This is a genomic window from Azospirillum brasilense, from assembly GCF_001315015.1.
In the GTDB taxonomy this organism is placed as follows: Bacteria; Pseudomonadota; Alphaproteobacteria; order Azospirillales; family Azospirillaceae; genus Azospirillum; species Azospirillum brasilense.
In genome coordinates this window covers 738,461-763,226 of record NZ_CP012915.1, presented here as the reverse complement: position 1 = coordinate 763,226, position 24,766 = coordinate 738,461, and the positions used below count along the sequence as shown (strand labels likewise).

Annotated in this window: 27 protein-coding genes; 18 read left to right on the top strand and 9 right to left on the bottom strand. The window is 66.7% G+C overall.

Annotation, left to right across the window (positions count from 1 at the left end; genetic code table 11):
• Positions 1-465: 465 nt before the first annotated feature.
• Positions 466-1,920 (bottom strand): MerR family transcriptional regulator, encoded by a 1,455-nt coding sequence (locus AMK58_RS31435; RefSeq protein ID WP_051140389.1) that lies wholly within the window; start codon positions 1,918-1,920, stop codon positions 466-468.
• Positions 1,921-2,180: 260 nt separating this feature from the next.
• Between AMK58_RS31435 and AMK58_RS17245 the strand changes: the two genes are divergently transcribed.
• From AMK58_RS17245 to AMK58_RS17195, 11 genes are all read left to right on the top strand, one after another.
• Positions 2,181-3,185, top strand: a complete 1,005-nt coding sequence (locus tag AMK58_RS17245) for a hypothetical protein (RefSeq protein ID WP_079285449.1) — start codon at positions 2,181-2,183, stop codon at positions 3,183-3,185.
• Positions 3,182-3,598 carry a phage holin family protein gene (locus AMK58_RS17240; RefSeq protein ID WP_035676152.1) on the top strand — a complete coding sequence of 139 codons (417 nt, stop codon included), beginning with the start codon at positions 3,182-3,184 and terminating at the stop codon, positions 3,596-3,598. The genes AMK58_RS17245 and AMK58_RS17240 overlap by 4 nt, the downstream gene beginning before the upstream one ends.
• A gap of 7 nt (positions 3,599-3,605) precedes the next feature.
• On the top strand, positions 3,606-4,631 hold the full coding sequence (locus tag AMK58_RS17235; RefSeq protein ID WP_059399222.1) for a hypothetical protein: 1,026 nt from the start codon (positions 3,606-3,608) through the stop codon (positions 4,629-4,631).
• A 282-nt stretch (positions 4,632-4,913) separates the two neighbouring features.
• Positions 4,914-5,396 (top strand): SUF system Fe-S cluster assembly regulator, encoded by a 483-nt coding sequence (locus tag AMK58_RS17230; RefSeq protein WP_035676156.1) that lies wholly within the window; start codon positions 4,914-4,916, stop codon positions 5,394-5,396.
• A 48-nt stretch (positions 5,397-5,444) separates the two neighbouring features.
• Positions 5,445-6,932 (top strand): Fe-S cluster assembly protein SufB, encoded by a 1,488-nt coding sequence (sufB, locus tag AMK58_RS17225; RefSeq protein WP_014197137.1) that lies wholly within the window; start codon positions 5,445-5,447, stop codon positions 6,930-6,932.
• Between the two features lie 32 nt (positions 6,933-6,964).
• Positions 6,965-7,717: a Fe-S cluster assembly ATPase SufC gene (sufC, locus tag AMK58_RS17220; protein WP_035676158.1), complete on the top strand. Its 753-nt coding sequence runs from the start codon at positions 6,965-6,967 to the stop codon at positions 7,715-7,717.
• Between the two features lie 2 nt (positions 7,718-7,719).
• Positions 7,720-9,075 (top strand): Fe-S cluster assembly protein SufD, encoded by a 1,356-nt coding sequence (gene sufD / locus AMK58_RS17215; RefSeq protein WP_051140391.1) that lies wholly within the window; start codon positions 7,720-7,722, stop codon positions 9,073-9,075.
• A 14-nt stretch (positions 9,076-9,089) separates the two neighbouring features.
• Entirely contained in the window at positions 9,090-10,352 is a 1,263-nt protein-coding gene (locus AMK58_RS17210; RefSeq protein ID WP_035676161.1) for a cysteine desulfurase, read from the top strand.
• A complete protein-coding gene (gene sufU, locus AMK58_RS17205) occupies positions 10,349-10,816 on the top strand; it encodes a Fe-S cluster assembly sulfur transfer protein SufU (RefSeq protein ID WP_014197141.1) in 468 nt (155 codons plus the stop codon). Before AMK58_RS17210 ends, sufU begins: the two co-directional genes overlap by 4 nt.
• 23 nt (positions 10,817-10,839) lie before the next feature.
• Positions 10,840-11,247, top strand: coding sequence for an iron-sulfur cluster assembly protein (locus AMK58_RS17200; RefSeq protein WP_014197142.1), 408 nt, complete (start codon positions 10,840-10,842; stop codon positions 11,245-11,247).
• A gap of 16 nt (positions 11,248-11,263) precedes the next feature.
• Complete coding sequence (locus AMK58_RS17195; RefSeq protein ID WP_035676164.1) at positions 11,264-11,620, top strand: HesB/IscA family protein; 357 nt, start codon at positions 11,264-11,266, stop codon at positions 11,618-11,620.
• 21 nt (positions 11,621-11,641) lie between these two features.
• Here the strand turns inward: AMK58_RS17195 and AMK58_RS17190 are convergent, their stop codons facing one another.
• Entirely contained in the window at positions 11,642-12,157 is a 516-nt protein-coding gene (locus AMK58_RS17190) for a DUF305 domain-containing protein (protein ID WP_035676227.1), read from the bottom strand.
• Between the two features lie 167 nt (positions 12,158-12,324).
• Here AMK58_RS17190 and pepN point away from each other — a divergent pair, with 167 nt between their 5' ends.
• A complete protein-coding gene (gene pepN / locus AMK58_RS17185) occupies positions 12,325-14,982 on the top strand; it encodes an aminopeptidase N (protein WP_059399221.1) in 2,658 nt (885 codons plus the stop codon).
• Between the two features lie 83 nt (positions 14,983-15,065).
• Here pepN and AMK58_RS17180 read toward each other — a convergent pair whose 3' ends face one another.
• From AMK58_RS17180 to AMK58_RS17170, 3 genes are all read right to left on the bottom strand, one after another.
• The gene (locus tag AMK58_RS17180) at positions 15,066-15,446 is read right to left on the bottom strand and encodes a c-type cytochrome (protein WP_035676169.1); all 381 of its coding nucleotides are present in this window, start codon (positions 15,444-15,446) and stop codon (positions 15,066-15,068) included.
• A 129-nt stretch (positions 15,447-15,575) separates the two neighbouring features.
• Positions 15,576-16,259 (bottom strand): SRPBCC family protein, encoded by a 684-nt coding sequence (locus AMK58_RS17175; protein ID WP_035676171.1) that lies wholly within the window; start codon positions 16,257-16,259, stop codon positions 15,576-15,578.
• A 100-nt stretch (positions 16,260-16,359) separates the two neighbouring features.
• Positions 16,360-16,821 carry a hypothetical protein gene (locus AMK58_RS17170; RefSeq protein WP_035676230.1) on the bottom strand — a complete coding sequence of 154 codons (462 nt, stop codon included), beginning with the start codon at positions 16,819-16,821 and terminating at the stop codon, positions 16,360-16,362.
• A gap of 234 nt (positions 16,822-17,055) precedes the next feature.
• Here AMK58_RS17170 and folK point away from each other — a divergent pair, with 234 nt between their 5' ends.
• The 3 genes from folK to AMK58_RS30925 all read left to right on the top strand — a co-directional run bounded on the left by folK (position 17,056) and on the right by AMK58_RS30925 (position 18,468).
• Positions 17,056-17,562, top strand: a complete 507-nt coding sequence (gene folK / locus AMK58_RS17165) for a 2-amino-4-hydroxy-6-hydroxymethyldihydropteridine diphosphokinase (RefSeq protein WP_035676172.1) — start codon at positions 17,056-17,058, stop codon at positions 17,560-17,562.
• Positions 17,563-17,688: 126 nt separating this feature from the next.
• A complete protein-coding gene (locus AMK58_RS17160) occupies positions 17,689-18,096 on the top strand; it encodes a dihydroneopterin aldolase (protein ID WP_211105247.1) in 408 nt (135 codons plus the stop codon).
• 213 nt (positions 18,097-18,309) lie between these two features.
• Positions 18,310-18,468, top strand: coding sequence for a hypothetical protein (locus AMK58_RS30925; protein ID WP_014197156.1), 159 nt, complete (start codon positions 18,310-18,312; stop codon positions 18,466-18,468).
• A gap of 60 nt (positions 18,469-18,528) precedes the next feature.
• On the opposite strand, the gene AMK58_RS17155 is transcribed toward AMK58_RS30925, so the two are convergent.
• The 4 genes from AMK58_RS17155 to AMK58_RS17140 all read right to left on the bottom strand — a co-directional run bounded on the left by AMK58_RS17155 (position 18,529) and on the right by AMK58_RS17140 (position 22,122).
• Positions 18,529-18,888: a hypothetical protein gene (locus tag AMK58_RS17155; RefSeq protein WP_035676175.1), complete on the bottom strand. Its 360-nt coding sequence runs from the start codon at positions 18,886-18,888 to the stop codon at positions 18,529-18,531.
• Positions 18,889-19,146: 258 nt separating this feature from the next.
• Positions 19,147-19,407, bottom strand: coding sequence for a hypothetical protein (locus AMK58_RS17150; RefSeq protein WP_014197158.1), 261 nt, complete (start codon positions 19,405-19,407; stop codon positions 19,147-19,149).
• A 150-nt stretch (positions 19,408-19,557) separates the two neighbouring features.
• The gene (locus tag AMK58_RS17145; protein WP_051140392.1) at positions 19,558-20,424 is read right to left on the bottom strand and encodes a universal stress protein; all 867 of its coding nucleotides are present in this window, start codon (positions 20,422-20,424) and stop codon (positions 19,558-19,560) included.
• A 138-nt stretch (positions 20,425-20,562) separates the two neighbouring features.
• Positions 20,563-22,122, bottom strand: a complete 1,560-nt coding sequence (locus AMK58_RS17140) for a bifunctional aminoglycoside phosphotransferase/ATP-binding protein (protein WP_059399220.1) — start codon at positions 22,120-22,122, stop codon at positions 20,563-20,565.
• Between the two features lie 246 nt (positions 22,123-22,368).
• On the opposite strand from AMK58_RS17140, the gene AMK58_RS17135 reads away from it, so the two are divergent.
• The 3 genes from AMK58_RS17135 (at position 22,369) to AMK58_RS17125 (ending at position 24,727) form a co-directional block, all read left to right on the top strand.
• Positions 22,369-22,944, top strand: coding sequence for an acyloxyacyl hydrolase (locus tag AMK58_RS17135; RefSeq protein ID WP_236778283.1), 576 nt, complete (start codon positions 22,369-22,371; stop codon positions 22,942-22,944).
• A 162-nt stretch (positions 22,945-23,106) separates the two neighbouring features.
• Positions 23,107-23,649, top strand: coding sequence for a DUF2934 domain-containing protein (locus AMK58_RS17130; protein ID WP_051140396.1), 543 nt, complete (start codon positions 23,107-23,109; stop codon positions 23,647-23,649).
• Between the two features lie 115 nt (positions 23,650-23,764).
• Complete coding sequence (locus AMK58_RS17125) at positions 23,765-24,727, top strand: DMT family transporter (RefSeq protein ID WP_035676179.1); 963 nt, start codon at positions 23,765-23,767, stop codon at positions 24,725-24,727.
• The last annotated feature ends 39 nt before the right edge of the window (positions 24,728-24,766 follow it).

Sequence of the window (24,766 nt, the reverse complement as noted above, 5' to 3'; positions counted from 1 at the left end):
TCTTTGGCTTATCCTCTGACGGGAAAAGCGCAAGAACTCTTTGCGCACGGCGCGTAGCGCCATGCGCCCATGGGCGAGAAAACCGGCGGCTGGGAAGGGAAAAGGAAGGGGCGAAAAAGAGCCCCAAAAACAATCGGCGGCGGAGCCACCCGGGTATGGCCCCACCGCCGGTCAGCCGGACGGGCAACAGTATCCATAAGATGAGAGCGCCACATTGGCGTCTCACATGATGTTGCCGCTTGAACTCCAGCCTTCTATCCGACCGTCGTTACCGCCGGTCGGCACTGTGCGTACAATGCTTTTTGAGCATCAACCTTCACGCCGATCATCCTGCGCCCACCCGATCTCCTCGTCAAGACCGCGTTGACTGCAAAATGGGCTGGGTTACCCAGATGGCGATACTGCCGAAGGGGAGCGCCCAACGCGCACGAAGGGGGTGAGTCGAGCATCCGCGCCCCGACGCTCTTACGCGAGCAGATTGACCGAACCGGACAGGGCGGGCATCCCCAGATCCGTCCCACTGAGTGCTTGCAGGCTGTCCGCCGAAGGCATGATTGCGGCCTCTCCGGCGGTACCGTCCTGCTCGCCGGAACCGCCGTCCGCATCGTCCGGGGTGGTCATGGCCTCCACGAAATCCTTCAGGGTCGTGCCGGACCCGAAGGCCGCTTGGCGCAGTTCGTTGACGTTGTCCTGCGCCTCTTCGACGATTTTGTCGTAATCCTTGAAGGACTCCCGCCGTGCCTTGCGCCGCTCTTCGGCCTGATCCAGCTCGTTGGCGGCCTTTGCTTCGGCGATGATCGACTTCGCCTCGGCGAGCACGGCCTCCACCCGGCGCCCGAACTCGTCGGCCTCGCGGTAGCGCGACATCTTCAGCTCGTTGTCCGCCATCATCCGCTGAATGTAGTTGCGGATCCGGTCGCCCTGCGGAGCGTTGGGCGTGGCGTTCAGACTGGGCGCAACGTCCTTCATCAACTGCTCGAGGTCGGTCCCCTGCCCGTCTTTGGCCTCCGCGGCCTCCGCGTCGGTTTTCCCTTCGGCCCCGTCCTTTTCCTTTTCTTCTTCCGTCTTCTCGGCCGCCGCCTTTTCGTCAGCCGCCTTTCCAGTGGCGGACTTGCCGTCCGACGGGGTCTTGCCATCCGGAGCAACGCCTTGGGTCGTGGCCTGCCCGGCCAGACCAGCGGCCTCCGCCGCGACGGCCTCGGCGGCGCGCGCCTCTCCGTCTTCCGCCGCCTCTTCGCCGGCCGCCATATCCTCAGCCGTGCTCGTGCCCTCTGCGGCCGCAGTGCCCGTCGGCAGCGGCGGGGCTGGCGGAGCCGCCGGCATCTCCGGCGGCGCCCCTTCGGTCGAGGCGCCCTCGGCCGTCGCGCCGTCGCCGCGGATGGTCACCGTCACATCGACGGCGATTTCCGTCTGAACCATCGTGATGGAGGTGCGGGTGGTGGTCCGCTCGATGGTGATGCCGCCGATGGATGGCGCCCCCGCCCCGCCGGGAAGCCCCATCTCAGCCGCGGCGGCCACACCGGCGCCGTACTCCTTCGCCGCCCGTCCGGCCTGCTTGGCGAGGATCGCGGCTTCCCGCGCCAACTGCACCAGCTTTTCCCGGTCGCCGTGGTTGTGGCGCATCATCATCTTCAGTTCGGCGATCTTGCGCTCGACCTCCTCCAGCCTCTGCGCGGCGACAGCCTTCGGGCCCCCGACGCGCTTGGCCTCCTCCAGCGCGTTGACCACGGCGGTGAAGTTCTTCTGCTGCTCGGGAGTCATGGTGAACGGCATTTTCGCTTGGTCGGCCTTGTCCGCAAGGCGCTGGGTGGCGTCCTTGTAATCCATGGCGTCCATCGCCCGCTCCCAGTCCTTCTTGGCCTTCTGGAGCTGGAAGAGGCTGTTCTGGCCGTTGCTCAGAGCGGAAAAAATGCCGTTCACGGCCGCCTCCTCCGGTTCATTGGAACCTTCGCGAATTCGCGGAGAAGTTTAGCACAGTTCCGCAGTCCGTCCAATTCCGACAGCGTTCACGGAATCGGCGCCGGCAACCCCGCGTTGATGCGTAGGAACGCATTACACACCCCGGAACTCCGATGCCCATGAGGGTGTTTGATTCCCGACATCGGACGCCGCAGAGCGCGGCGAATTGCCGCAGGCTGCGGCCGGGACACACCCGCAGCCGACCCCGAGGAGGAAAACAGATGGCAGACCGCGATACGTTGGGCACCGGCGAACCGAACCGCAAGTCGTCAGACCCGATGGCAAACAGTGGAGCGAACACGGGAATGGGGAACGACCGTTCGCAAAATCGGGGTTCCTCCAACGACATCAACCGCACGGCCGGCGAGGCCGCCCGCGAGGCTTCTGACGCCGGCCGCGACACCCTCGGCGCCGCACAGGGCCGCATCCGCTCGCTTCTGGAGACGCAGACGGACCGCGCCGCCGACCAGTTGGGCAGCGTCGCCAACGCGCTGCACAAGGCCGCGGAACAGTTGAACGACGAGAACAACGGCACCGCCGCGCATTACGCCGGGCAGGCCGCCGACCGTGTCGAGCGGGTGGCCGACATGCTGCGCAACTCCACCGTGGACGACATGGTCGGTCAGGTGGAGCGCTTCGCGCGGCGTCAGCCGGAGGTCTTCGTCGGCGCGGCCTTCGCCGTGGGCTTCCTGTTCGCCCGCTTCGTCAAAAGCTCCGGAGAACGGCGATTTCGCGGCGCGTCGTCGTCGCATCTGACCGGCGGCTACGCCCGGCATGACCGCGGCTACGGCGGTCATGACCAGGACCATCACGACTACCGTGACTTCGGCCTGCGCGGCGCCGACCGCGCCGGGCAAGAGGCCCTGCGCACCGATCATGATCTCGCCGGCCATCGCCGGACCGGGACCGGCGGCATCGGCGGCGCGACCTCCACGGAAGGCACCGGGGTGGTGCGCCCGAGGGCCGGCCTGTCGTCCGGCATCGCCTCCTCCGGCATGACGTCGGCGGCGGCGATAACGTCGGCCGGCGGCGGGATCGGCCGCAACCAGGAGAGCCCGCGTCCGCTGAACACCGCCACGGCGGCGACCACCGCCGCCCGCACCCGCGACGCCGCTGAAATGGTCGCCGGCACCACGCCCAGCGCCACGCCCGGTTCCACGCAGGGCAGTTCCACCGAGTCCAAGCCGGTGTCCGGCAGCAACCCGATCCAGGGGATCAAACCATGAGCGCTGCGGAGGACCGTTCCTACGATCCGCGGCAAGACCGTCCCATCGCCGGGCTGTTCGCCGATCTGGCGCGGGAGACCACAAACCTCGCCCGTACCGAGATCGAACTGGCCAAGGCCGAGTTGACCGAGAAGGCCGGACAGGCGGCAGGCGGCGCGGCTTATGTCGTTGCCGGCGGACTGATCGCCTTCGCGGGCGTTCTGGTCCTGCTGGCCGCAGCGGTGCTGGCCCTGTCGAAGGTGGTCGAGCCCTGGCTGGCCGCCGTCATCGTCGGAGCCGTCGTGCTGGTCATCGGCGGCGTGCTGGCGATGATCGGCAAGAAGCGGCTCAGTCCCGAGAATCTCCAACCGCAGCGCACGATCGAGACGCTGCGTGACGACAAGCGCTGGGCCCGCTCCCAGCTTGCCCGATGAGCGGCCCATGAACGACGGACCAATGAACGGCGGTGAGAAGGGGCGCGGAACGCCCCGCGACTACGACGCGATGCAACGGGAGATCCGCGAACGCCAAGCCCGGATCGGCGACACGATCCAGGTCCTGAAGCGCAAGACAGCGCGGCTCGCTCCCCGTCACCTGATGGAGCAGACCATGAACCGGATGCACACCACCACCGGCGGCTACGGCGAACGCGCCCAGGACCGCTATTACGAGCCGATCCGCAACCAGACCCACCAGCGGTCCCACTCGGTCGGCGAGACCATGCGCAGCAATCCGATCCCACTCGCCATGATCGGCATCGGTCTGGGCTGGCTCGCACTGACCGCCTCGGGCTATGACCGGCGCATCGCACGCAGCGGCGCGATGCACAATGTCCGCGACCGCGCCGGCAGCGCCGCGCAGTACGCCCGCGACACCTTCTACAGCGCAGGCCACAGCGTGCGCGACGCCGCCAGCCAAGCCTACGAGCGGGCCAGCGATGCCGCGGGCCATGTCTACGAACGGGCGAGTGACGCCGTGGACGAGGCCGGTGACCGCGTGCGCGGCCTTACCGACCACGCCCGTGAACGGGCGCATGATCTGACCGACCACGCCCGCGACCGGGCGTATGGCATGCGCCGGGACATGAGCAGCCGCGTGGAAAGCCATATCGGCAATCACGGTGGCAACCACGGCGGCGCCAGCCATTTCCGCGCATCGGACCGGTTGCACAGCGCGACCGGACGTTTCTGGGAGATGGTGGACGACCATCCGATGGTGGCCGGCATGATGGGTGTCGCCCTGGGAGCCGCGCTGGGCGCCAGCATCCCCTCATCGCGCTACGAGGACCGCTGGGTCGGCGACTACGCCGACGAGGCGACGAACCGCGCCAAGGAAATGGCCCGTGACGCCATGGACCGCGGCACCCGCGCCGCCCGCGCGGCCGTCGAAGCCGCCAAGGAAGAGGTCGGCGATGCGGTGAGCGCTGCCAGCGACGCGGCGCGGGAAGAGGCGCACAAGCCGGGCTGATCCGGTTTCGCTCACCGCTTCCACCGGCTCCTTTCGGGTTCCACGCTGATTGCACCGGCCCCGCGGCCTTCACCGCGGGGCCGGTTTTTTTGTCCGACCGCAGTGTATGGTTTCCCGTAGGTGGAAGCCGCCTGCGACCGTTCGCCGCAGCGTGCACCGGGCGCAGGCCTGCCATCCTTATACCCGAGTGTTTTTCCCGGTTATCCCGCTCCGGTTCCGCTTGACAAAGGTCCTATGATGGCCACTTAATCAGGACCAATTTAGTCCTGTATCGGGGTGGTCATGATCCGGCTGAGCAAGCTGACCGACTACGCCATCGTCGTGATGAGCGAAATGGCGCGCCATGTGGGCACGGTTCACACCGTCTCCCATCTGGCGGAGCGCACGGGCGTGCCCTCCCCCACGGTCGCCAAGCTCATGAAGACGTTGACCCCGGCGGGCCTCACGACGTCGCACCGCGGCGCCGCCGGTGGTTATGCGCTCAGCCGCAACGCCGATGCAATCTCTATCGCCGAGATCATCACGGCGCTCGACGGCCCGATCGCGCTGACCGCCTGCGTGGAGGGCGGCGACAGCCAGTGCGGCGTGCAGCGCCTCTGCCCGATGCGCGGCGGCTGGGAAAAGGTCAACAGCGCCATCCGTGGCGCCCTCGAACAAGTGACGCTGGCCGACATGATGGGACCGCCCGCCTGGGCGGAGAGCCCACCCGGCCCGCTCGACAGCATTGGAGCCGGCCCAGGTCCGGCACGGCGCGCCGCCGTCTGACGTTTCGGCGCCTTCATCGGAAACGCTTTCAGGGAACGAGAGACAAGCATGGCCGCCACGACCGAAACCGTCGAACAGGTCCGCGCCGTCACGGAGCAGAAGTACAAGTACGGCTTCACGACGGACATCGAATCGGATGTCGCGCCCAAGGGCCTGAACGAGGACATCGTCCGCTTCATCTCCGCCAAGAAAGAGGAGCCGGAATGGCTTCTCGAATGGCGCCTGAAGGCGTTCCGCGTCTGGCAGGAGATGGAGGAGCCGCGCCACTGGGCGAAGCTGTCCTTCCCGCCGATCGACTATCAGGACGCGCACTACTACGCCGCGCCCAAGATGAAGGATCGCCCGAAGTCTCTGGACGAGGTCGATCCCGAACTGCTGAAGACCTACGAGAAGTTGGGCATCCCGCTGCGCGAGCAGGAGATCCTGGCCGGCGTCGAAGGGGCCGAGGGCAAGAGCCCGGCCATCGCCGTGGACGCCGTGTTCGACAGCGTGTCGGTCGCCACCACCTTCAAGGCCAAGCTGGAGGAGATGGGCATCATCTTCTGCGCGATCTCCGAGGCCGTGCACAAGTGTCCGGAGCTTGTCCAGAAGTATCTCGGCTCCGTCGTGCCCTACACCGACAATTTCTACGCGACGCTGAACTGCGCGGTCTTCACCGACGGCAGCTTCGTCTACATCCCGAAGGGCGTGCGCTGCCCGATGGAGCTGTCCACCTACTTCCGCATCAACCAGGCCAACACCGGCCAGTTCGAGCGGACGCTGATCATCGCCGACGAGGGCAGCTACGTCAGCTATCTGGAAGGCTGCACGGCGCCCCAGCGCGACGAGAACCAGCTGCACGCCGCGGTGGTCGAGCTGGTGGCGCTGGATGACGCGCAGATCAAGTACTCGACGGTCCAGAACTGGTATCCGGGCAACGCGGAAGGCGTCGGCGGCATCTACAACTTCGTGACCAAGCGCGGCGCCTGCCGCGGCCGCAACTCCAAGATTTCCTGGACGCAGGTGGAGACCGGTTCCGCCATCACCTGGAAGTACCCGAGCTGCATCCTGCAGGGCGACAATTCGGTGGGCGAGTTCTATTCGGTCGCCATCACCAACAACTTCCAGCAGGCCGACACCGGCACCAAGATGATCCACATCGGCAAGAACACCCGCTCGACCATCGTGTCGAAGGGCATCTCCGCCGGGCGGGCGCAGCAGACCTACCGCGGGCTGGTCAAGATCCTGCCGAAGGCGGAGGGCGCGCGCAATCACACCCAGTGCGACAGCCTGCTGATCGGCGACCAGTGCGGCGCCCACACGGTGCCCTACATCGAGAACCGCAACCGCACCGCCCGCGTCGAGCACGAGGCGACGACCGCCAAGATCAGCGAGGACCAGCTGTTCTACTGCCGCCAGCGCGGCCTGTCGGAAGAGGACGCCGTATCGCTGATCGTCAACGGCTTTTGCAAGGAAGTGCTGAAGGAGCTGCCCATGGAGTTCGCCGTGGAAGCCCAGAAGCTCGTCGGCATCAGCCTCGAAGGCAGCGTCGGCTGACCGCCCACCGTATCGCGAAGGAAGAAGAAACGATGATCGAGATCAAGAACCTGCACGCCACGGTGGACGGCAAGGAAATCCTCAAGGGCATCGACCTGACGATCAACCCCGGTGAGGTGCACGCCATCATGGGGCCGAACGGCTCGGGCAAGAGCACGCTCAGCTACGTGCTGGCCGGCCGCGACGGCTATGAGATCACCGAGGGCTCGGTGAGCTTCTTCGGCAAGGACCTGCTGGAGATGGAGCCGGAGGAGCGCGCCGCCGCCGGCCTGTTCCTGGCCTTCCAGTACCCGGTCGAAATCCCCGGCGTCGCCAACACCACCTTCCTGAAGTCCGCCCTGAACGCCATCCGCAAGCAGCGCGGCGAGCCGGAGCTGGACGCCATGCAGTTCCTGAAGCTGGTGCGCGAGAAGACCAAGGCGCTGAGCATGACCGATGAGATGCTGAAGCGCGCGGTCAACGTCGGCTTCTCCGGCGGCGAGAAGAAGCGCAACGAGACGCTCCAGATGGCCGTCCTCCAGCCGACGTTCGCCATCCTCGACGAGACGGACAGCGGCCTGGACATCGACGCGCTGAAGATCGTGGCCGAGGGCGTGAACGCGCTCCGCTCGCCGGAGCGGTCGATGCTGGTCATCACCCACTACCAGCGCCTGCTCGACTACATCGTGCCGGACCATGTCCATGTGCTGGCCTTCGGCAAGATTCAGCGCTCCGGCGGCAAGGAGCTGGCGCTGGAGCTGGAGAAGAACGGCTACGCCGAGTTCGGCGTGAACGAGGCGGCCTGACCATGGCGACGACGACCCTCACCAAGGCGCCGCGGGGTTACGACCCGGCGGCGGCCAAACCCTTCCTGGAGCAGTTTGACCGGGTCAAGGACGGCCTGCCCGGCGGCGGCCTGTCCTGGCTGAACGACCTGCGCAGCCAGGGGCACAACCGCTTCGCCGCGCTCGGCCTGCCGACCGTTAAGAACGAGTCCTGGCGCTACACCAACCTGCGCGCGCTTGACAAGCTGGCCTTCCAGCCGGCGGCCGTGACCGGCGAGGCCGTCCGCTTCGACGTGCTGCCGACCGTGCGCACGGACGGCACGAACGGTCCGCGGCTGGTCTTCGTCGACGGGCGCTTCCGGGCGGAACTGTCCTCCACCGCCGGTCTGCCGGCGGGGGTCGAGCTGCTGAACCTCGCCGACGCCCTGACTCGCAAGCCCGATCTGGTGGCCGAGCATCTGGGCCGCATCGCCGCCCCCGACGATCAGCCGCTGGTGGCGCTGAACACCGCCTTCCTGGCGGACGGGCCGGTCCTGCATGTGCCGCGCGGCGTCACGGTGGACGAGACCATCGAGCTGGTCTTCGTCTCCGTCGGCACCGAGGCGCAGCCCACCGCCTTCCACCCGCGTGGCCTGATCGTCGCGGAGGCGGAGTCCCGCGCCGTGATCGTCGAGCATCACGTCGGCCTGGGCTCCTGCACCACCCTGTCGAACGGCGTGACCGAGGTCTTCGTCGGCGCGGGCGCGTCGGTCCATCACTACAAGGTCCAGCGCGAGCACGCGGAGGCCTTCCACCTGTCGCACACCGCGGCGAAGGTGGCCGGCAAGGGCATCTACGACAACTTCATCCTGACCATCGGCGCCAAGCTGTCGCGCAACGAGGTGAACAGCGTCCTCGACGGCGAGGACGGCGACACGCATGTCAGCGGCGCCTACATGGTGCGCGGCGGCCAGCATGTCGACACCACGACCTTCATCGACCACGCCAAGCCCTGCTGCACCAGCCGCGAGGTCTACAAGGGCGTGATCGACGACCAGGCCCGCGCCGTCTTCCAGGGCAAGATCATCGTGCGTCCCGACGCGCAGAAGACCGATGGCTACCAGCAGAACCGCGCGCTCCTGCTCTCCGACACCGCGGAGATCGACGCGAAGCCGGAACTGGAGATCTACGCCGACGACGTGAAGTGCAGCCACGGCGCCACGGTGGGCGAGCTGGACGACGACCAGCTCTTCTACCTGCGCGCCCGCGGCATCGACAAGGATACGGCGCGCGGCCTGCTGATCGGCGCCTTCCTGTCCGAGGCGCTGGAGGAGATCGCCGAGGAGAGCGTCCGCGACGCCTTCCAGAGCTACGTCGCCAACTGGCAGAACGCGCGCTGAGGAGGGACCCGGATATGGACACCCAGATCACCCTCCCCACCTTCGATGTCGAGCGTGTGCGCGCCGACTTCCCCATCCTGTCGCGCAGCGTGCACGAGCGGAAGGGCAAGCCCGGCAAGCCGCTCGTCTATCTGGACAGCGCCGCCTCCGCGCAGAAGCCGCGGCAGGTCATCGACGCCATGACCCGCTTCCTGGAGGAGGATTATTCCAACATCCACCGGGGCGTCCATTTCCTGTCGCAGACCGCGACCGACCAGTTCGAGGAGGCCCGCCGCAAGGTCGCCCGCTTCCTGAACGCCCCGTCGGAGCGCAACATCGTCTTCACCCGCAGCGCGACCGAGGCCGTCAACCTCGTCGCCCACAGCTATGGCCGGACCTTCCTGTCGGAAGGCGATGAGATCATCGTCTCGGTCATGGAGCACCACGCCAACATCGTGCCGTGGCAGCTCCTCCAGATGGACAAGGGCATCCGCATCCGCGTCGTCCCGGTGGACGAGCACGGCGTGCTGGACCTGAACGCCTACGAGGACCTGCTGTCCGACCGCACGAAGCTGGTGGCGATGACCCACTGCTCCAACGTGCTGGGCACGGTGACGCCGGCCAAGATCATCGCCCGCATGGCGCACGAGCGCGGCGTGCCGGTGCTGTTCGACGGCAGCCAGGCCGCGGTGCACGGCGTGGTGGACGTGCAGGACATCGACGCCGACTTCTACATCATGACCGGCCACAAGCTGTACGGCCCGACCGGGACCGGCGTGCTCTACGGCAAGTACGATCTGCTGAAGAAGATGCCCCCTTATCAGGGCGGCGGCGACATGATCGAGAGCGTCAGCTTCGAAGGCACCACCTTCAAGGCCCCGCCGGCCCGCTTCGAGGCCGGCACCCCGGCAATCACCGAGGTGATCGGTCTGGGCGTGGCGCTGGACTACATGGAGACGCTGGGCCGGGAGGCCATCGCGGCGCATGAGCACGACCTGCTCCAGTACGCCACGCAGCAGCTTTCCCAGGTCGACGGCCTGCGCGTCTACGGCACCGCGCCGGGCAAGGGCCCGATCATCTCCTTCACGCTGGAGGGCGTGCACCCGCACGACCTCGGCACCATCGTGGACCAGTACGGCGTCGCCGTCCGCGTCGGCCGCCACTGCGCGGAGCCGCTGATGGAGCGTTTCGGCGTCGGCGCCACGGCGCGGGCCAGCTTCGCGCTTTACAACACGCGGGCGGAAGCCGACGCTCTGGTCGAATCGGTGATCGCGGTGAAGGAGTTCTTCGGAGCATGATGGACGAATTGCGCGAGCTGTACCAGGAAGTGATCCTGGACCACGGCAAGAACCCCCGGAACTTCCGGCATCCCGACGATGCCAACCGGGAGGCCAAGGGCGAGAACCCCATGTGCGGCGATCGCTTCATGGTCTACCTGAAGCTGAAGGACGGAGTGGTCGAGGACGTGGCCTTCCAGGGCCGCGGCTGCGCCATCTCCACCGCCAGCGCGTCCATGATGACCGAGGTGGTCAAGGGCAAGACCGAGGCGGAGGCCAAGGCTCTGTTCGAGACCTTCCACGACCTCTGCACCAAGGACGACCACGACCACGGCGACCACGGCCCGGTGGACGAGGACGCCATGGAACGGCTGATGGTGCTGTCCGGCGTCCGTCAGTTCCCGGTGCGCGTGAAATGCGCCACCCTCGCCTGGCACGCGATGAACGCGGCCATCGAAGGCGAGGACAAGGCGAGCAGCGAGTAAGTTGCAGGAAACGGTGAAACGCGATGCCCGATGACGCGATCTCCAAGGAAGCCGACGCCGCGGAGGCCAAGCCGATGAACCAGACCGAAGCGGACATGGCCGCGGCCAAGGCCGCCTACGACCCGCGCGCCGCGCTGAGCGAGGCGGTGATCTCGGCGCTGAAGAGCTGCTACGACCCGGAAATCCCCGTGGACATCTGGGAACTGGGCCTGATCTACCGCGTCGACATCGGCCCGAACAACGAGGTCGAGATCGACATGACCCTGACCAGCCCCATGTGCCCGGTGGCCGGCGAACTGCCGATGCAGGTGCAGCAGGCGGTTGAGTCCGTCGAGGACGTCACCACATGCAAGGTGGAACTGGTTTGGGAACCGCCCTGGCGCCAGGACATGATGTCCGAGGTCGCGCGGGTCCAACTGGACATGTTTTAAGGAGGCGAAGATCCCCATGGCCACGGCTTCTACGGCTTCTCTCCCCAAGGCCCTTTCCATCACCGACGCCGCCGCGGAGCGGGTGCGGATGCTGATGTCAAAGGCGACCGACGATTACATCGGCCTGCGCATCGGCGTGAAGGCGAAGGGCTGCTCCGGCCTCAGCTATGACGTGCAATACGCCAAGGAAAAGATGAAGTTTGACGAGGTGGTCGAGGACAAGGGCGTCACCGTCCTGATCGACCCCGCCGCCGTGATGTTCCTGATCGGCAGCGAGATGGACTACGTCGACGACAAGTTCCAGACCGGCTTCGTCTTCAAGAACCCGAACGAGAAAGGCCGCTGCGGCTGCGGCGAGAGCTTCCACGTTTGAGGGGAGATGGAAGGAGGGCGCCTATTCCTTGGCCGGTGCAGGCGCTCCCCGTTCCCGATAGGACGGAATATCCGGCGCCGAATCCGGTGTGGGATTGCGTTTCAGATCGGCGATGAGGGCCTTCATCTCTCCGATCTCCCGCACCTGCGCTTCAATGATGCCGTCCGCCAACTCACGCACGCGCGGATCGCGGATGTGGGCGCGTTCGCTGGTCATGATCGCGATGGAATGGTGCGGGATCATCGCCTTCATGTAGGACAGGTCGTCCACGGTCTCCTGGCTGCGCACCAGCCATAGTGCTCCTGCGAAGACCAGAAGCCCCGCCACCACGATGCCGAGGTTGGCGGCGGCGTTCCTGTACATGGACCACATGAAGCCGATCATGACGATCGCCATGGCGGCCCCCATCACCAACGCCATCCAGGCCCGCGTCTGGCTGTAGAACACGTGGTCGAAAGCGTAGGTGTTCAAATACATCAGCCCGAACATCACGACCGTCGAGACCACGATCATCGCCAAAAAGCGCCAATAGCTCATGACCATTCGCTCCGCCGTCAGGACCTATGACTGCGAACAGCGAATGGCAATCATCGTCCCATCGCTGGCATCTCCCCTGTCCAACGCCCCTTCGCGTCCCCACTCTCCATGCTAGAGTCCGTCTCCGCGACGCCGACACGGCCAAAACAAGGTTAGAGAAAAGCCCCATGGACAAAGGCACGCCCAAGGCCATCCGCCTGCAGGACTACCGCCCGCCCGCGCATCTGATCGACACGGTCGATCTGTTCTTCGACCTCGGCGAGGAGGTGACCACGGTCCGCGCGCAGTTCGGGCTGCGGCGCAACCCGGCGCGCGACGACGCGGCGGCGCTGCCGCTGACGCTGGACGGGCAACGGCTGGAACTAGTGTCCGTGGCGCTGAACGGGCAGCCGCTGGGCGACGCCGACTACACCGTCACGCCGGACCATCTGACCGTCCACAGCGTGCCGGAGATCTTCACGCTGGAAACCGTCGTCCGAATCAAGCCGCAGGAGAACACGGCGCTGGAGGGGCTCTACAAGTCCTCCGGAAACTTCTGCACCCAGTGCGAGGCGGAGGGTTTCCGCAAGATCACTTACTTCGCCGACCGCCCCGACGTGATGGCCCGCTACACCACCACGATCACCGCGGACAAGGCGCGCTATCCGGTGCTGCTGTCCAACGGCAACCTCCTCGAATCCGGCGACCTTTCCGACGGGCGCCACCGCGCGGTGTGGGAGGACCCCTTTCCCAAGCCCTGCTACCTGTTCGCCCTGGTTGCCGGCACGTTGGTGCACCAGGAGGACCGTTTCCGCACCGCATCCGGCCGCGACGTCACCCTGCGCATCTATGTCGAGCCGGGGAACGAGGACAAGGTCGATCACGCCATGCGCTCGCTCATCAAGTCGATGCGCTGGGACGAGGAGGTGTTCGGTCTGGAGTACGACCTCGACATCTTCAACATCGTCGCGGTCGGCGACTTCAACATGGGGGCGATGGAAAACAAATCCCTCAACGTCTTCAACACGAAATACATCCTGGCGAAGCCGGAGACCGCCACCGACCAGGACTTCCTGGGCATCGAGGCCGTGGTGGCGCACGAGTATTTTCACAACTGGACCGGCAACCGCGTCACCTGCCGCGACTGGTTTCAGCTGTCGCTGAAGGAAGGGCTGACCGTCTTCCGCGACCAGGAATTCTCCAGCGACATGAACTCGCGGGCGGTCAAGCGCATTGCGGACGTGCAGCGCCTGCGCACCGTACAGTTCCCGGAGGATTCCGGTGCCATGGCGCATCCCGTGCGCCCGGACAGCTATGTGGAGATCAACAACTTCTACACCCCCACCGTCTACGACAAGGGGTCGGAAGTCATCCGCATGTACCACACGCTGCTGGGGCCGCAGGGCTTCCGCAAGGGCATGGACCTGTATTTCCAGCGTCACGACGGACAGGCGGTCACCTGCGACGACTTCGCCGCGGCGATGTCCGACGCGACCGGCGTGGACCTGACGCAGTTCAAGCGCTGGTACCGGCAGGCCGGCACGCCGGAACTGGACGTGAGCGGCACCTATGACCAGGCGGCCAAGACCTACCGGTTGACCGTCCGGCAGACCGTGCCGCCCACCCCCGGCCAGCCGGTGAAGGAGCCGATGCACATCCCGCTGGTCATGGGGCTGCTCGGTCCGGACGGGGCGGACCTGCCGCTGCGCCTGACGGGCGAGGCGGAGCCGGCCGGCACCAGCCGCATCCTGCACATCACCGAAGCCGAGCAGGCTTTCACGTTCGTCGACGTGCCGGCCCGCCCGGTGCCCTCGCTGCTGCGCGGCTTCTCCGCCCCGGTGAAGCTGCGGGCCGACCTGACGGACGGCGACCTGACCTTCCTGATGGCCAACGACAGCGACGCCTTCAACCGCTGGGAGGCTGGGCAGACGCTGGCAACCCGGCTGTTGCTCTCCCTCGTCGCCGACCGTCAGGCCGGGCGGGAACTGGCGCTGCCGCAGAGCTTCATCGACGCGGTGGGCGCCGTTCTCAAGGACGCCGACCAGGATCCGGCCTTCGCCGCGCAGGCCCTGGTGCTGCCGACCGAAAGCTACCTCGGCACGCAGATGGAGGTCATCGACCCCGATGCCATCCACGCCGTGCGCGAGTTCGCCCGCCGCCGGCTGGCCGAAGCGCTGCGGCCCGGCTGGCTCGACACGCACCGCCGCAACGCGGGCAACCAGCCCTTCTCGGTGGACGCGGCGGCCATCGGGCGGCGGGCGCTGAAGAATCTGTGCCTCGCCTACCTCATGGCGCTGGAGGACGAGGAGGCGCTCGATCTCTGCCTCGGCCAGTATCGTGGCGCCCAGGCGATGACCGACGTGATGGCGGCGTTGCAGTTCCTCAGCAATTCCAACGCGCCGGAGCGGGACGAGGCCATCGTCAGCTTCTACGAGCGCTGGAAGGGCGAGGCGCTGGTCGTCGACAAGTGGTTCGGCGTGCAGGCGACCTCGCACCGGCCCGACGCGCTGGAGCGGGTGACCGAGCTGCTCTCCCACCCCGCCTTTGAGATCCGCAACCCGAACAAGGTCTACGCCCTGATCGGCGGTTTCGCGGGCGGCAACCCGGTGCGCTTCCACGACGCCAGCGGGGCGGGCTATCGCTTCCTGGCCGATCAGGTTCTTCGGCTCGACCCGATGAACCCGCAGGTGGCGGCGCGCATGGTCGGTCCCTTCTCGCGCCTGCGCCGCTACGACGCGACGCGCCGTGCCCTGATGAAGGCCGAGTTGGAACGCATTGTCGCCACGCCGGGCCTGTCGCCGGACGTCTTCGAGGTGGCGAGCAAGAGCCTGGAGGCGGCGGGCTGACCGGGAGAGGCTGATGCAAAAAGAAGGGCCGGAGGGTTTCCCCTCCGGCCCTTCTCCACCCCCGCGTCGAAACGCGGGCGTCTTTACTTCTGCTCGCCCAGGAAGGCGATCAGATCGTCCACCTTGCCGGCGTCCTTGATGCCCGCGAAGGCCATCGTACCGCCCGGAACGACTTCCTTCGGGGCGGTGATGTAGGCCTTCAGGTTGTCCGGGGTCCAGACCAGACCGCCGGCGGCCTTCTCCTGCATCGGCTTGGAATACTTGAAACCATCGATCGAGGCGGCCGGGCGGCCCACGACGCCGAACAGCGACGGGCCGACCTTGTTCTTGCCCTGCTCGGCCGTGTGGCAGGCCATGCACTGCTTGAAGACGTCCTTACCGGCGGCGGCGTCAGCGGCCTGCGCGGCGCCCGCGCCCATGGCAATGCCGGCGATCAGGGCGGCGCCCAGGATATGCTTGTTCATTGGTCAGATTCCCCCTTCCGGATGAGGCCGGCATTCGGATGCCGGCAGGTTCGGGCGCAGCATACACATTCTGTGGTTAAGGCCAAACCCCCAACGTGTCGCGCCCACAGCACAAACACCAAATACGGGTTATTTCATCCAGGCGAGAAGAACAACAAGAACAGCCACAACGCCGAGAGCCGCCCAGGGAACATAGAAGCCGCCCCGCCCTCGGGCGGCGGGAAGCGGGATCGGGATTTCCGGGACGGGGGCCGCCACGGCGGGTGTGATCGGCTGCGCCGCCGCGGCGCTCCGCATCCCTGGCCCCGCGAGGGATTCAGGGGTCGCTGGCGTAGCCGGCTCGGGCGCCGGCTCGGGCACCGGCTCGGGTGGCCCGCCGACCACCGCCGTGAACCGGTTGAAGAAATCGTCGGCCATCTTGCGCGCCGTGGCGTCCACCAGACGGGACCCGATCTGCGCCAGCTTGCCGCCAACCGTGGCGTGCGCGGTGTAGGTCAGGATCGTCGCCGCCTCGCCGTCGGGTTCCAGCGAGACCTTGGCGCCGCCCTTGCCGAAGCCGGCGGCCCCGCCGGAACCTTCCCCGGAAATGGTGTAGCCGTTGGGCGGGTCGAGATCGGACAGAGTCACCTTGCCGGAGAATTTGGCGCTGACCGGACCGACCTTGGCGACCACCTTCGCGGTGAATTCCGTGTCGGAGGTCTTCTGCACCTCCTCGCAGCCGGGAATGCACTGGCGCAGAATATCCGGATCGTTCAGCGCCGCCCAAACCTTGTCGCGCGGGGCCGTGATGCGCTGGCTGCCGCTCATGTCCATGACGTGGTCCTCCCCTGCTTTTTTACAGCCAAGCCGTAGCCGGACGATACGGCAAGGCCGCAACCGGCGACAGTCCCCCTTTCAGCCAGGAAGGGACGGCTCAGCGCGGGGCGGGCGGCACGCAGTTCTGGACGATCGGTGTGCAGGCGGACAGCGAGGCGTTGCCCGGGTAGGACACCTGCTCCACGACCCCGCTCGGCCCCAGGACGAAGGTCGCTTCGCACATGCCGGGGGAAGAGGAACCGATCGGGAGCCCGAATCCCAGCCCAACGCCGACGCCGCTGGAGCCGCCCCCGCCGAAGCCGCCGACGCCGATGCTGCTGCCACCCAGCGGGCTGACCGCCACTCCGGGATCGGAGACATACGTGTAGTAATCCCGCCCGCCGGCCTGGGCCTGCCGCGCCGGAACACCGGCGCAGGCGAGCAGCCGCTCCTTCGGCATGCCGACCAGTTCGGTCTGGGCGCGCCGGGCGATCTCCGGGTCCGGCCCCGTGGCGCAGGAGGCCAGGAGCGCCCCGGCCAGCCCCAGAAGCGTTGCCGTCCCGACATGCCGAACCGCCATGACCATTCCCCTCCGATGCAGCATCGCACGACTGGCACAACCCCGCCCGCCGCTTGCGGTTCCCGGAGAAAGCCGGCTACCTAAACCGGAGCGTGCTCCATGCCGGCCCTTTCCACCGACGAAAGGACTGTTTTGGATGTGACGGCGGCGCCGTCCGACGCTTTGACGGTTGATGGAACGGAGGATCATGGTATGACTGACGGGGATTTGGTTTCGACTAGCGACGGTTCGGCGATGACCACGGTCTACCTTGCGCTCGGCAGCAATCTGGGCGACCGCGCCGCCAATCTGGCGGCGGCGCAGCAGCGGCTCGCTCCGCAAGTCCGCGTCACGCTGGCATCGCCCGTCTACGAGACCGCTCCGATGTACGTGACCGACCAGCCGTCCTTCCTGAACATGGTGCTGCGCGCGCAAACGGCGCTCGGCCCGTGGGAGCTTCTCCGCCATGTCAAGGCCATCGAGGCGGAGATGGGCCGCGATCTGGAAAACGGCCTTCGCTTCGGGCCGCGCCCCATCGACATCGACATCCTGCTTTACGGCGAATTGGTGATGTACGCGCCGGAGCTGGAGATTCCTCATCCCCGCATCGCAGAGCGTGCCTTCGTCCTGGCCCCGCTGGCCGACATCGCGGGCGGCCTTCAGCACCCGGCCATCGCGCGCAGCTTCGATGATCTCCTGGCCGCCGTACCGGGGCGCGACACGGTGGTCCGGACCGGCACGGAGCTTCCGGCGGAAGTCTGATCTTGTTGGCGGTCTGACCTTGCCGAATGGGCGGGCGCCTGCGCTATAGTGGGCGCGGCGCAGCGACGAGGCGGCCGCCCCGGACGGGGCATCGATCAGGGCCGCCGCCCGCCAGGAGATGTTTTTTTGGCCAACGATCCCGTTTCCAGACACACTGGCCCCGGCTCTCCCGGCGCGGGGGCGATCTACACCATCCTGTTGCGCGATTTCACCGCCACCGTGTCGCTCGCCGGGCGCTCCGGACGCCACACCGTTCACATCAGTCTGGAATTGAAGGTCAGTCATCCCGGTCTCGGCTTTCCCGATGACATAACCGCAGTCATGTCCTACGAGGACATCGTCGAGGATCTGCGCCGTCTGTGTGCAGAAGAAATGGTGCCCGGTCCCGACTATCTGGCTGACCGCACCGCAGCGTTGTGCATGGCCCAGCCGAAGGTCCGCCATGTGCGCGTCGATGTGGAACTGCCATCCCTGCTTCCCGACACGGCCGGGGCCGGCGTCACGATCATGCGAAACCGCGACGCGGAACACTGAACTCATTCAACTCCACAACTCCACTAATGCGGTAACCCTTTTGCCGATATAGGCATCGGCTCGGTGTTCAGGCATGAACACTCAGCGGTTTCATACCCTTGCGCAAACCGCGATAGAATATTTCGCGATGCAGCATTGTTGCGAAATACCGTATCTTAAGTACAATAGAACCACGCCGCCTCAAGGCCGGCCGGAATGCACAGGGAGGGTAACATGGACCATTTGACGGCTCCGACCCTGTCGGAAATCCTGGACGAGCCCATCATCGTCGCCCTGATGAATCGGGACGGCATGACCGCCGAGACGCTGCGACAGCTTCTCGAGCAGGTCGGACGCAATTTGCGCGATCGCGAGGACCGGCTGGCCGCCTGAGCGTACGGGATCGGGCGGCGGGTCCGTATTACACAGACCCCCGCGCGAACCAGCCGGCGTTCAACGGACGGACACGACGCGGAAGGGGCGCTGCTCTCCATCATGCTCGGTGATGGAGATGTACTCCCCCTCGACCAGCGTGTGGCGGTCGAAGCGGAAGATCGGTTCGTCGTCGTCGCTGTCATCGGCGTCGTAATCGAACAGCCACCCTTTGCCCCGATGAATAAGGTGGCCGGTCTGCTCGTCCTCTCCGCGCCAGAAGCGGCGGACCGTGCAGGAGGCCCTCCGGCTGCGCCATTCTTCCAGATCCAGATGGCCATCCGCGGTCAGCGGAGCGATGAACTCATAGCCATGCTCCGCGCTGCCTTCCGGATGATCGGCGGTGCGGGCCAGTTCAAGGCGGATTGTCTTCAAGGGCACGGTCGTTCGTCCTTTGCTGGCAGCGGAACAAAGCAAAACGTCGCGGAAGCCCGACGGTTGGGGGAGCGCGCCGAGCGCGCTCCCCGCCGTCCCCCCGACGCGATCCCGCCAATGCCAACCGGACAAGGGGGCCGGATGTTCCGCCCCTCCCCTCGACCACCCGCACCGTCTGGTGCGGGTGGGGCGTTTCCTTCCTGGCACCCTCTTGTTTTGCCGCGTTCTTGTGTCGTGGCCGCGTTCTTGTGTCGTGGCTTCGCTTTACAGGGCCGGGTGCTGGTGCACGAAGCCGTCCAGGACGACCGTCAACTGGCGGGCGTGGACGGTCTGCCCGTGGCTGCGGGCCCGGTCGATGTCCTCGCGGATGATGCGGGCGATCCGACGGATGCCTTCGGCGTCGTGGGCAAGGCAGCAGCCCAGTTCCACCGCCAGGATTTCCGGAAGATGCTCATGCTCCGCGATGGCGTCGATTTCCTCTTCGGTCAGATCGCTGAGCGCGATGCAATCGTCGATCGTCAACATGGCGCGTTCCTTCCCGATTGCCGGGCCTTGCCCGGACCGGAGTCCGGGTGGCCCTTGTGGTTCAAAACCATCGGCGTGGAGGGCGCCCGTCATTGCGGCGCCGCGCGTCGGATCGGAGAAGCCCGGCCTTTTAAAAGAGAGGCCCCGTCGTCAGTGGGCCATCAGCACGGGCAGGCCGGCGTGATTCAGCACATAGCGGGTCACGCCACCCAGGATCATTTCCCGCATCCGGCTGTGTCCGTAGCCCCCCATCACGAGGAGGTCGGACCCAAGTTCCGCGGCCTTGTTGATGATGGCTTGGCCGACGGGTTCCGATCCCGGCTTCAATATGGTTACCTGAACGTTAACGCCGTGCCAAGCGAGATATTGGGCGATGCGACGCCCTGCCGCAGCCTGGGTGTTGGAGGTCTCGGCGGTCAGCACATGGACGGTGTCGGCACCGGTCAGGAAGGGCATCGCCCCAGTCAGGGCGCGCACCGATTCGGGGCTGCCGTTCCAGGCGAGCGCCACCGTGCGCCCGATCTCGTCCGGCAGGGTGGCCGGCGCCAGCAGCAGCGGACGAGCCGCTCCCAGCAGGGCGCTTTCCACCGTGGCGTAAGCCTGGGTGTTGCTGTCCAGCGTGGTGTGGGCGAAGACCAGCAGGTCGGCCAGCCGCCCCTCGCGCGGCACCACCTCCTCGACGCGGCCCGTTTCCTCCCGCCATTGGGCGGTCGGCGCCTCGACGCCGGTCGGGATGTCGCGCAGTTCGATGTCCGCGGCGCGAATCACATCGTCGAAGGTGCGGCGGGCGGTGTGGAGGTGGGTCTTCGACTCCCCTTCGGCGGCGCGCATGATCTCCTCGACCATCGCGCCGGACATGCCCTCGCCCAGCATGGGCACGGCATCGCGCGGGTCCAGCGACACGAACAGGGCATCGACATGGGCGTCGAATTCACGCGCGATCTTCAGCGCGGCGTTCAAAGCCACTGTGTCGCCGTCGAGTCCGGCCAGCGGCACAAGGATCGTCTTGAGTGACATGATCTCCCCCCGGGCCGTTTCCGCCGGCCCATCTTCTGGACGGTGCCTGTCGGAACGGCGGCTGGATGCACCGTTTCCAGCGCCGCGCCGCCCGTATATTAGACCATGGGGAACCGGCGGCGCCCGTTCCACCTGGAATTACACCAGTCGCTCCAGCACGGCCGCAAGCGTTTCCCCCGCATCCCTGCCAGCATTCGTACGCAGCCACTCAAGCGGGCCCAGATCATAGACGTCCTGCCGCTCGGCCACCTCCACCGTGGCGTCGGAAGCGTCGCCGCGCCGGGCGGCGATGCGGGCGACCCGCCTGTCCAAGGGCGCATCCAGCCAAACCCCGTCGAATCGCACGCCGACATCCGCCGCCACACCGGCCGCGGCGGACCGCTCCTCCGGTCGGGCATGGACGGCGTCCAGCACCACGGCGTGGCCGGCGGCCAGCACGACCCGCGCCCGCTCCAGAAGCCCGGCATAGACCCGCCGGGTCACCGCCGGCGTGTAAGCCTCTGCGGCAAGCCGCTCCATCTCCCCGACCCCGAACAGGCGCTTGCGCAGCGCATCGGAGCGCAGGACCACCGCGCCCGGCGACGCGCCCAGCGATGGCGCCAGGGCGCGGGCCAGCCGGGTCTTGCCGCTGCCGGACAGCCCGCCGATGGCGACCAGCCGCGGTGTCGGCGGTTCCAGCGCCGCAACGGCTTGCTTCAGATAGGCCAGGGCCTCCTGCTCCGACGTCCGCGACGCAACGTCGTCGGGACGGAGCACCGCCGTGCTGGCGGCGATCTTAGCGCGGATGGCTGCCCTTGCCGACAGGAACAGGGGCAGCAGCGCCAACGCGTCATAGTCCTCCGTCGCGTCCAAGCCGCGGTTGAGGAAGGCGTTGCCGAGCGGACGAAGCCCGCGCTTTTCCAAATCCATCAGCAGAAAGGCGAGGTCGTAAGCAACGTCGATGACCGCCAGCCGTTCGTCGAACTCGATGCCGTCGAACAGCACCGGCTTTCCTTCGAGAAGCACGATGTTCCGCAGATGCAGGTCACCATGGCAATGTCGGACGAAGCCACGCCGCCGCCGCTCCTCCAGCAGCGGAGTCAGGCGCTCCAGAGCGTCCGTGGACCGGCGGGCCAGCGTTTCGACGTCCTTCGGGGGAAACAGCGACGGGCTGGCGCGCAGTTCAGCGATGTTGCCGTCCACCACCTCCCGCATCGCCACGGCCCCGCCACCGTCCGGGCGTGGTTCGGCGGCCTTGTGAAATGTGGTCACGGCGTCGGCCAGCCTGCAAATCAACTCGTCGTCAAGACCGCCCCGCTCCGCCATTCGGTCGAGCAGGGCGTCCTGCGGAAAGCGGTGCATCACGACCAGCCAGTCCAGTGCCGGTCCACCCGCCGCGTGCTCGCCACCGAAGGCGAGCGCGCCGTCCGCACGCCGCACCACCGACTCCAGCCCAAGATAAAGGGATGGTGCGGTTCGCCGGTTGAGACGCAATTCCTCCGCGCAGGCCGCACGCCGCCGCTCGGCCGTCGAATAGTCGAGATAGGGATAGCGGACCGCGCGCTTCAGCTTGTAGGCCCGGTTTCCGGCCAGGAAGACGATGGCAGCGTGGGTTTCGACACGCTCCACCGCTGCCCCGCCATGGCTCGCCGGATCGGCGAGGAAGGCGGCCGCCAACTGCGTCGGGACCCGTGCCGGATCGGAAGCGGCGTGCTGCATGACGGCAGTCTAGCATGCTCCCGCGCTCCACGATGAGCCCCGCCAACCGCCTAGGCCTTCACAAACAGGGCAGCCCACCCACCATTGACGCGGGAGACGGCGCGCACGACATCTGGGAGTAGCACCGTTACGCGCTTGCGTGGGGCTGCGGTGCAACGCGTAATGCCACAACCGCGCCGGGATCGGACGCGGTAGGCTGGAGCAGCCGGGGTAGGACGGTCAACGATCGATCGGGAGCAGGCCGCCGTGCGTCATGGGACTTCGTGCCTCTGTCTGGTGGTTGCCGCGGTGGGCGTTGCGCTCTCCGCTTCCGCGGACGCGCAGACCCTGTCGATGCCGGACGACCGGATCGGCAACTGGAAGATCGGCGGCCTCGCCTACAGCGTCGGGGAAACGCCAGACACCAAGGTGTCCGACCTGCACAACAAGATCCGCATCGGCTCTTCACTCCTGCCCAAGCTCGACGGATATGCGGAGGTGCGTCCCTGGGTGTCGCTCGGTCCCAGCGCACCGGACGGCAGCCTGCACGGCATGGGCGGCATCCTCATCGACGTTCCGCTGGGGGGGTCCTCCTTCGTCTTCACGCCCAGCGTCGGCGCCGGAACCCTGCCGGTCACCCCGCGCGATCCGGCGGCATCGGGCAGCGTCGTCGAGTTCCGCTCCCAGCTCGAACTCGGCTACCAGTTCGAGAACAAGGCCCGCTTCAGCCTGGGCTACAGCCGCATCGACACCAGCGGTCCCGCCGCGGACGCCGCCGCACCGGCCAACAATGTGTTCGGATTCTATTATCGGATGCCATTCGGGGCCTTCACCGGACGCTAAAGGTCGACCCGTTATTTTGCATCGCAACATAATCTTCCGCGAATCACTTGGCGCTTCATCTGACGCGGAGGCTGCGCAAAAGGGTTGGCAATACTCGCCTTAACCACTTGTTAATAACGGCTGGTTCTATTGACCTCGGGGACCAACGCCGGGGATTCGATCATGGCCAAGCGCAAGACCGCCACCGCAAAGACCGTCGAAGCCGCTCCGTCGCCTGAAGCGGCCGAAGCGCTCGCCACCGATACCGGGGCGGAAATCGTCCTGAACACCAATTTCGCTGCGATCGAGCAGGACGCGGTCGCCTTGCTGCACGCCGCGAGCCTCCTCGTCGAAGCCGACACACCGGAAAAGGCGAATCACGCCCTCGACCACAACCTCCGCCTCTGGGTCGCCATCAAGACGGTGCTCAAGAACGAGGAAAATACGCTGGATTCGGAGGTCAAGGCGAACCTGCGCAACCTCGCGCAGTACGTCACCGTCACCACCATGGAAGCGACCCAGGGTTCCATCGAGGCACGCAAGCTGGTCTCGCTGTCACGCATCAACATGCACATCGCCGAGGGTCTGCTGCAGGGCCAGAAGAGCCGCATGGTGCAGGAGCGCGCCTATGAGATTTGGGAACGCGAGGGTCGTCCGAACGGTCGCGAGATGGACCATTGGCTGCGGGCCGAGGGCGAAATCGCCGAGCTTCTGACCAACCGCTGACAATAGGCGCAGCAGCCGGATCAGAGTCCCACCGCAATCCGGCCATTCCGTCAGGACATGACCACCCGCGTCGCGGCAACGTGACGCGGGTGGTTGCAGTTGATAGCATCCGGGAGTGACCGCGCCTCCCCTCTCCCCCGCCCCCACCCGTCCCGCGACGCCCCGCCACATCCGCGTGGAGAACATACCGCTTGGCATCGTCATGATGCTGGGGTCGGTGTTGCTGTTCTCCGTGATGAACGTGCTGGTGAAGCTGCTCTCAGAGACGTATCCCGTCATCGAGGTGACCTTCTTCCGCAATGCCATGGCCCTGATCCCCGTGGCGGTGGTCATCTCGCTGCAGGGCGGCTGGATCAACAGCCTGCGCACCGAACGTCCGATGGGCCATGTCTGGCGCTCGGTTGTCGGCTTGACCGCGATGTCCCTGACGTTCTGGTCCTTCAATCTGCTGCCTCTGGGCGACGCGGTGGCGCTGAACTTCTCGGCCCCGCTGTTCCTAACCGCACTGTCGGTGCCGCTGCTCGGCGAGAAGGTCGGTATCTACCGGTGGAGCGCGGTGCTGGTCGGCTTCGTCGGCGTTCTCATCATGGTCCGTCCCTCAGGCGAGATGCTGACGCATCTGGGCGCGCTGGTCGCGCTTGGCGCCGCTTTCTGCCAGTCCTTCGCGATGGTGGCGATCCGCCAGCTCAGCAAGACCGAGCGCGCCAACACCATCGTCTTCTACTTCACGGCCATTACCACACTCATCCTGGCGCTGGTCATGCCCTTCGTGTGGGTCACCCCGCACAACCTGACCGATTTCGCCCTGCTGTCGGCCACCGGCGTGCTGGGCGGCGGTGCTCAGCTGTTCCTGACGCGGGCCTATTCGCTGGCCCCCGCAGCCGTGGTGGCGCCCTTCAACTACGCCTCGCTGCTGTGGGCCGTGCTGTTCGGTTGGATGTTGTGGGGCGAGATGCCGACCCTGCACATGGTGTTGGGCGCCGCCGTTGTGGCGGTGAGCGGCCTATACATCCTGCACCGCGAAACCCGCCGCCGCCTGCCCCCCAGTCCGCCCGCGATGGGTGGTGGTGGCGACTGACCGTCCAGAACCTGACAGCCTCACGCGGCCGCCCTCAAT

Excerpts from the sequence above, each read along its gene's own strand:
- AMK58_RS17245 (WP_079285449.1), top strand. The coding sequence starts at position 2,181 with ATGGCAGACCGCGATACGTTGGGCACCGGCGAACCGAACCGCAAGTCG.
- AMK58_RS17240 (WP_035676152.1), top strand. The coding sequence starts at position 3,182 with ATGAGCGCTGCGGAGGACCGTTCCTACGATCCGCGGCAAGACCGTCCC.
- AMK58_RS17235 (WP_059399222.1), top strand. The coding sequence starts at position 3,606 with ATGAACGACGGACCAATGAACGGCGGTGAGAAGGGGCGCGGAACGCCC.
- AMK58_RS17230 (WP_035676156.1), top strand. The coding sequence starts at position 4,914 with ATGATCCGGCTGAGCAAGCTGACCGACTACGCCATCGTCGTGATGAGC.
- sufB (WP_014197137.1), top strand. The coding sequence starts at position 5,445 with ATGGCCGCCACGACCGAAACCGTCGAACAGGTCCGCGCCGTCACGGAG.
- sufC (WP_035676158.1), top strand. The coding sequence starts at position 6,965 with ATGATCGAGATCAAGAACCTGCACGCCACGGTGGACGGCAAGGAAATC.
- sufD (WP_051140391.1), top strand. The coding sequence starts at position 7,720 with ATGGCGACGACGACCCTCACCAAGGCGCCGCGGGGTTACGACCCGGCG.
- AMK58_RS17210 (WP_035676161.1), top strand. The coding sequence starts at position 9,090 with ATGGACACCCAGATCACCCTCCCCACCTTCGATGTCGAGCGTGTGCGC.
- sufU (WP_014197141.1), top strand. The coding sequence starts at position 10,349 with ATGATGGACGAATTGCGCGAGCTGTACCAGGAAGTGATCCTGGACCAC.
- AMK58_RS17200 (WP_014197142.1), top strand. The coding sequence starts at position 10,840 with ATGCCCGATGACGCGATCTCCAAGGAAGCCGACGCCGCGGAGGCCAAG.
- AMK58_RS17195 (WP_035676164.1), top strand. The coding sequence starts at position 11,264 with ATGGCCACGGCTTCTACGGCTTCTCTCCCCAAGGCCCTTTCCATCACC.
- AMK58_RS17190 (WP_035676227.1), bottom strand. The coding sequence starts at position 12,157 with ATGAGCTATTGGCGCTTTTTGGCGATGATCGTGGTCTCGACGGTCGTG.
- pepN (WP_059399221.1), top strand. The coding sequence starts at position 12,325 with ATGGACAAAGGCACGCCCAAGGCCATCCGCCTGCAGGACTACCGCCCG.
- AMK58_RS17180 (WP_035676169.1), bottom strand. The coding sequence starts at position 15,446 with ATGAACAAGCATATCCTGGGCGCCGCCCTGATCGCCGGCATTGCCATG.
- AMK58_RS17175 (WP_035676171.1), bottom strand. The coding sequence starts at position 16,259 with ATGGACATGAGCGGCAGCCAGCGCATCACGGCCCCGCGCGACAAGGTT.
- AMK58_RS17170 (WP_035676230.1), bottom strand. The coding sequence starts at position 16,821 with ATGGCGGTTCGGCATGTCGGGACGGCAACGCTTCTGGGGCTGGCCGGG.
- folK (WP_035676172.1), top strand. The coding sequence starts at position 17,056 with ATGACCACGGTCTACCTTGCGCTCGGCAGCAATCTGGGCGACCGCGCC.
- AMK58_RS30925 (WP_014197156.1), top strand. The coding sequence starts at position 18,310 with ATGGACCATTTGACGGCTCCGACCCTGTCGGAAATCCTGGACGAGCCC.
- AMK58_RS17150 (WP_014197158.1), bottom strand. The coding sequence starts at position 19,407 with ATGTTGACGATCGACGATTGCATCGCGCTCAGCGATCTGACCGAAGAG.
- AMK58_RS17145 (WP_051140392.1), bottom strand. The coding sequence starts at position 20,424 with ATGTCACTCAAGACGATCCTTGTGCCGCTGGCCGGACTCGACGGCGAC.
- AMK58_RS17140 (WP_059399220.1), bottom strand. The coding sequence starts at position 22,122 with ATGCAGCACGCCGCTTCCGATCCGGCACGGGTCCCGACGCAGTTGGCG.
- AMK58_RS17130 (WP_051140396.1), top strand. The coding sequence starts at position 23,107 with ATGGCCAAGCGCAAGACCGCCACCGCAAAGACCGTCGAAGCCGCTCCG.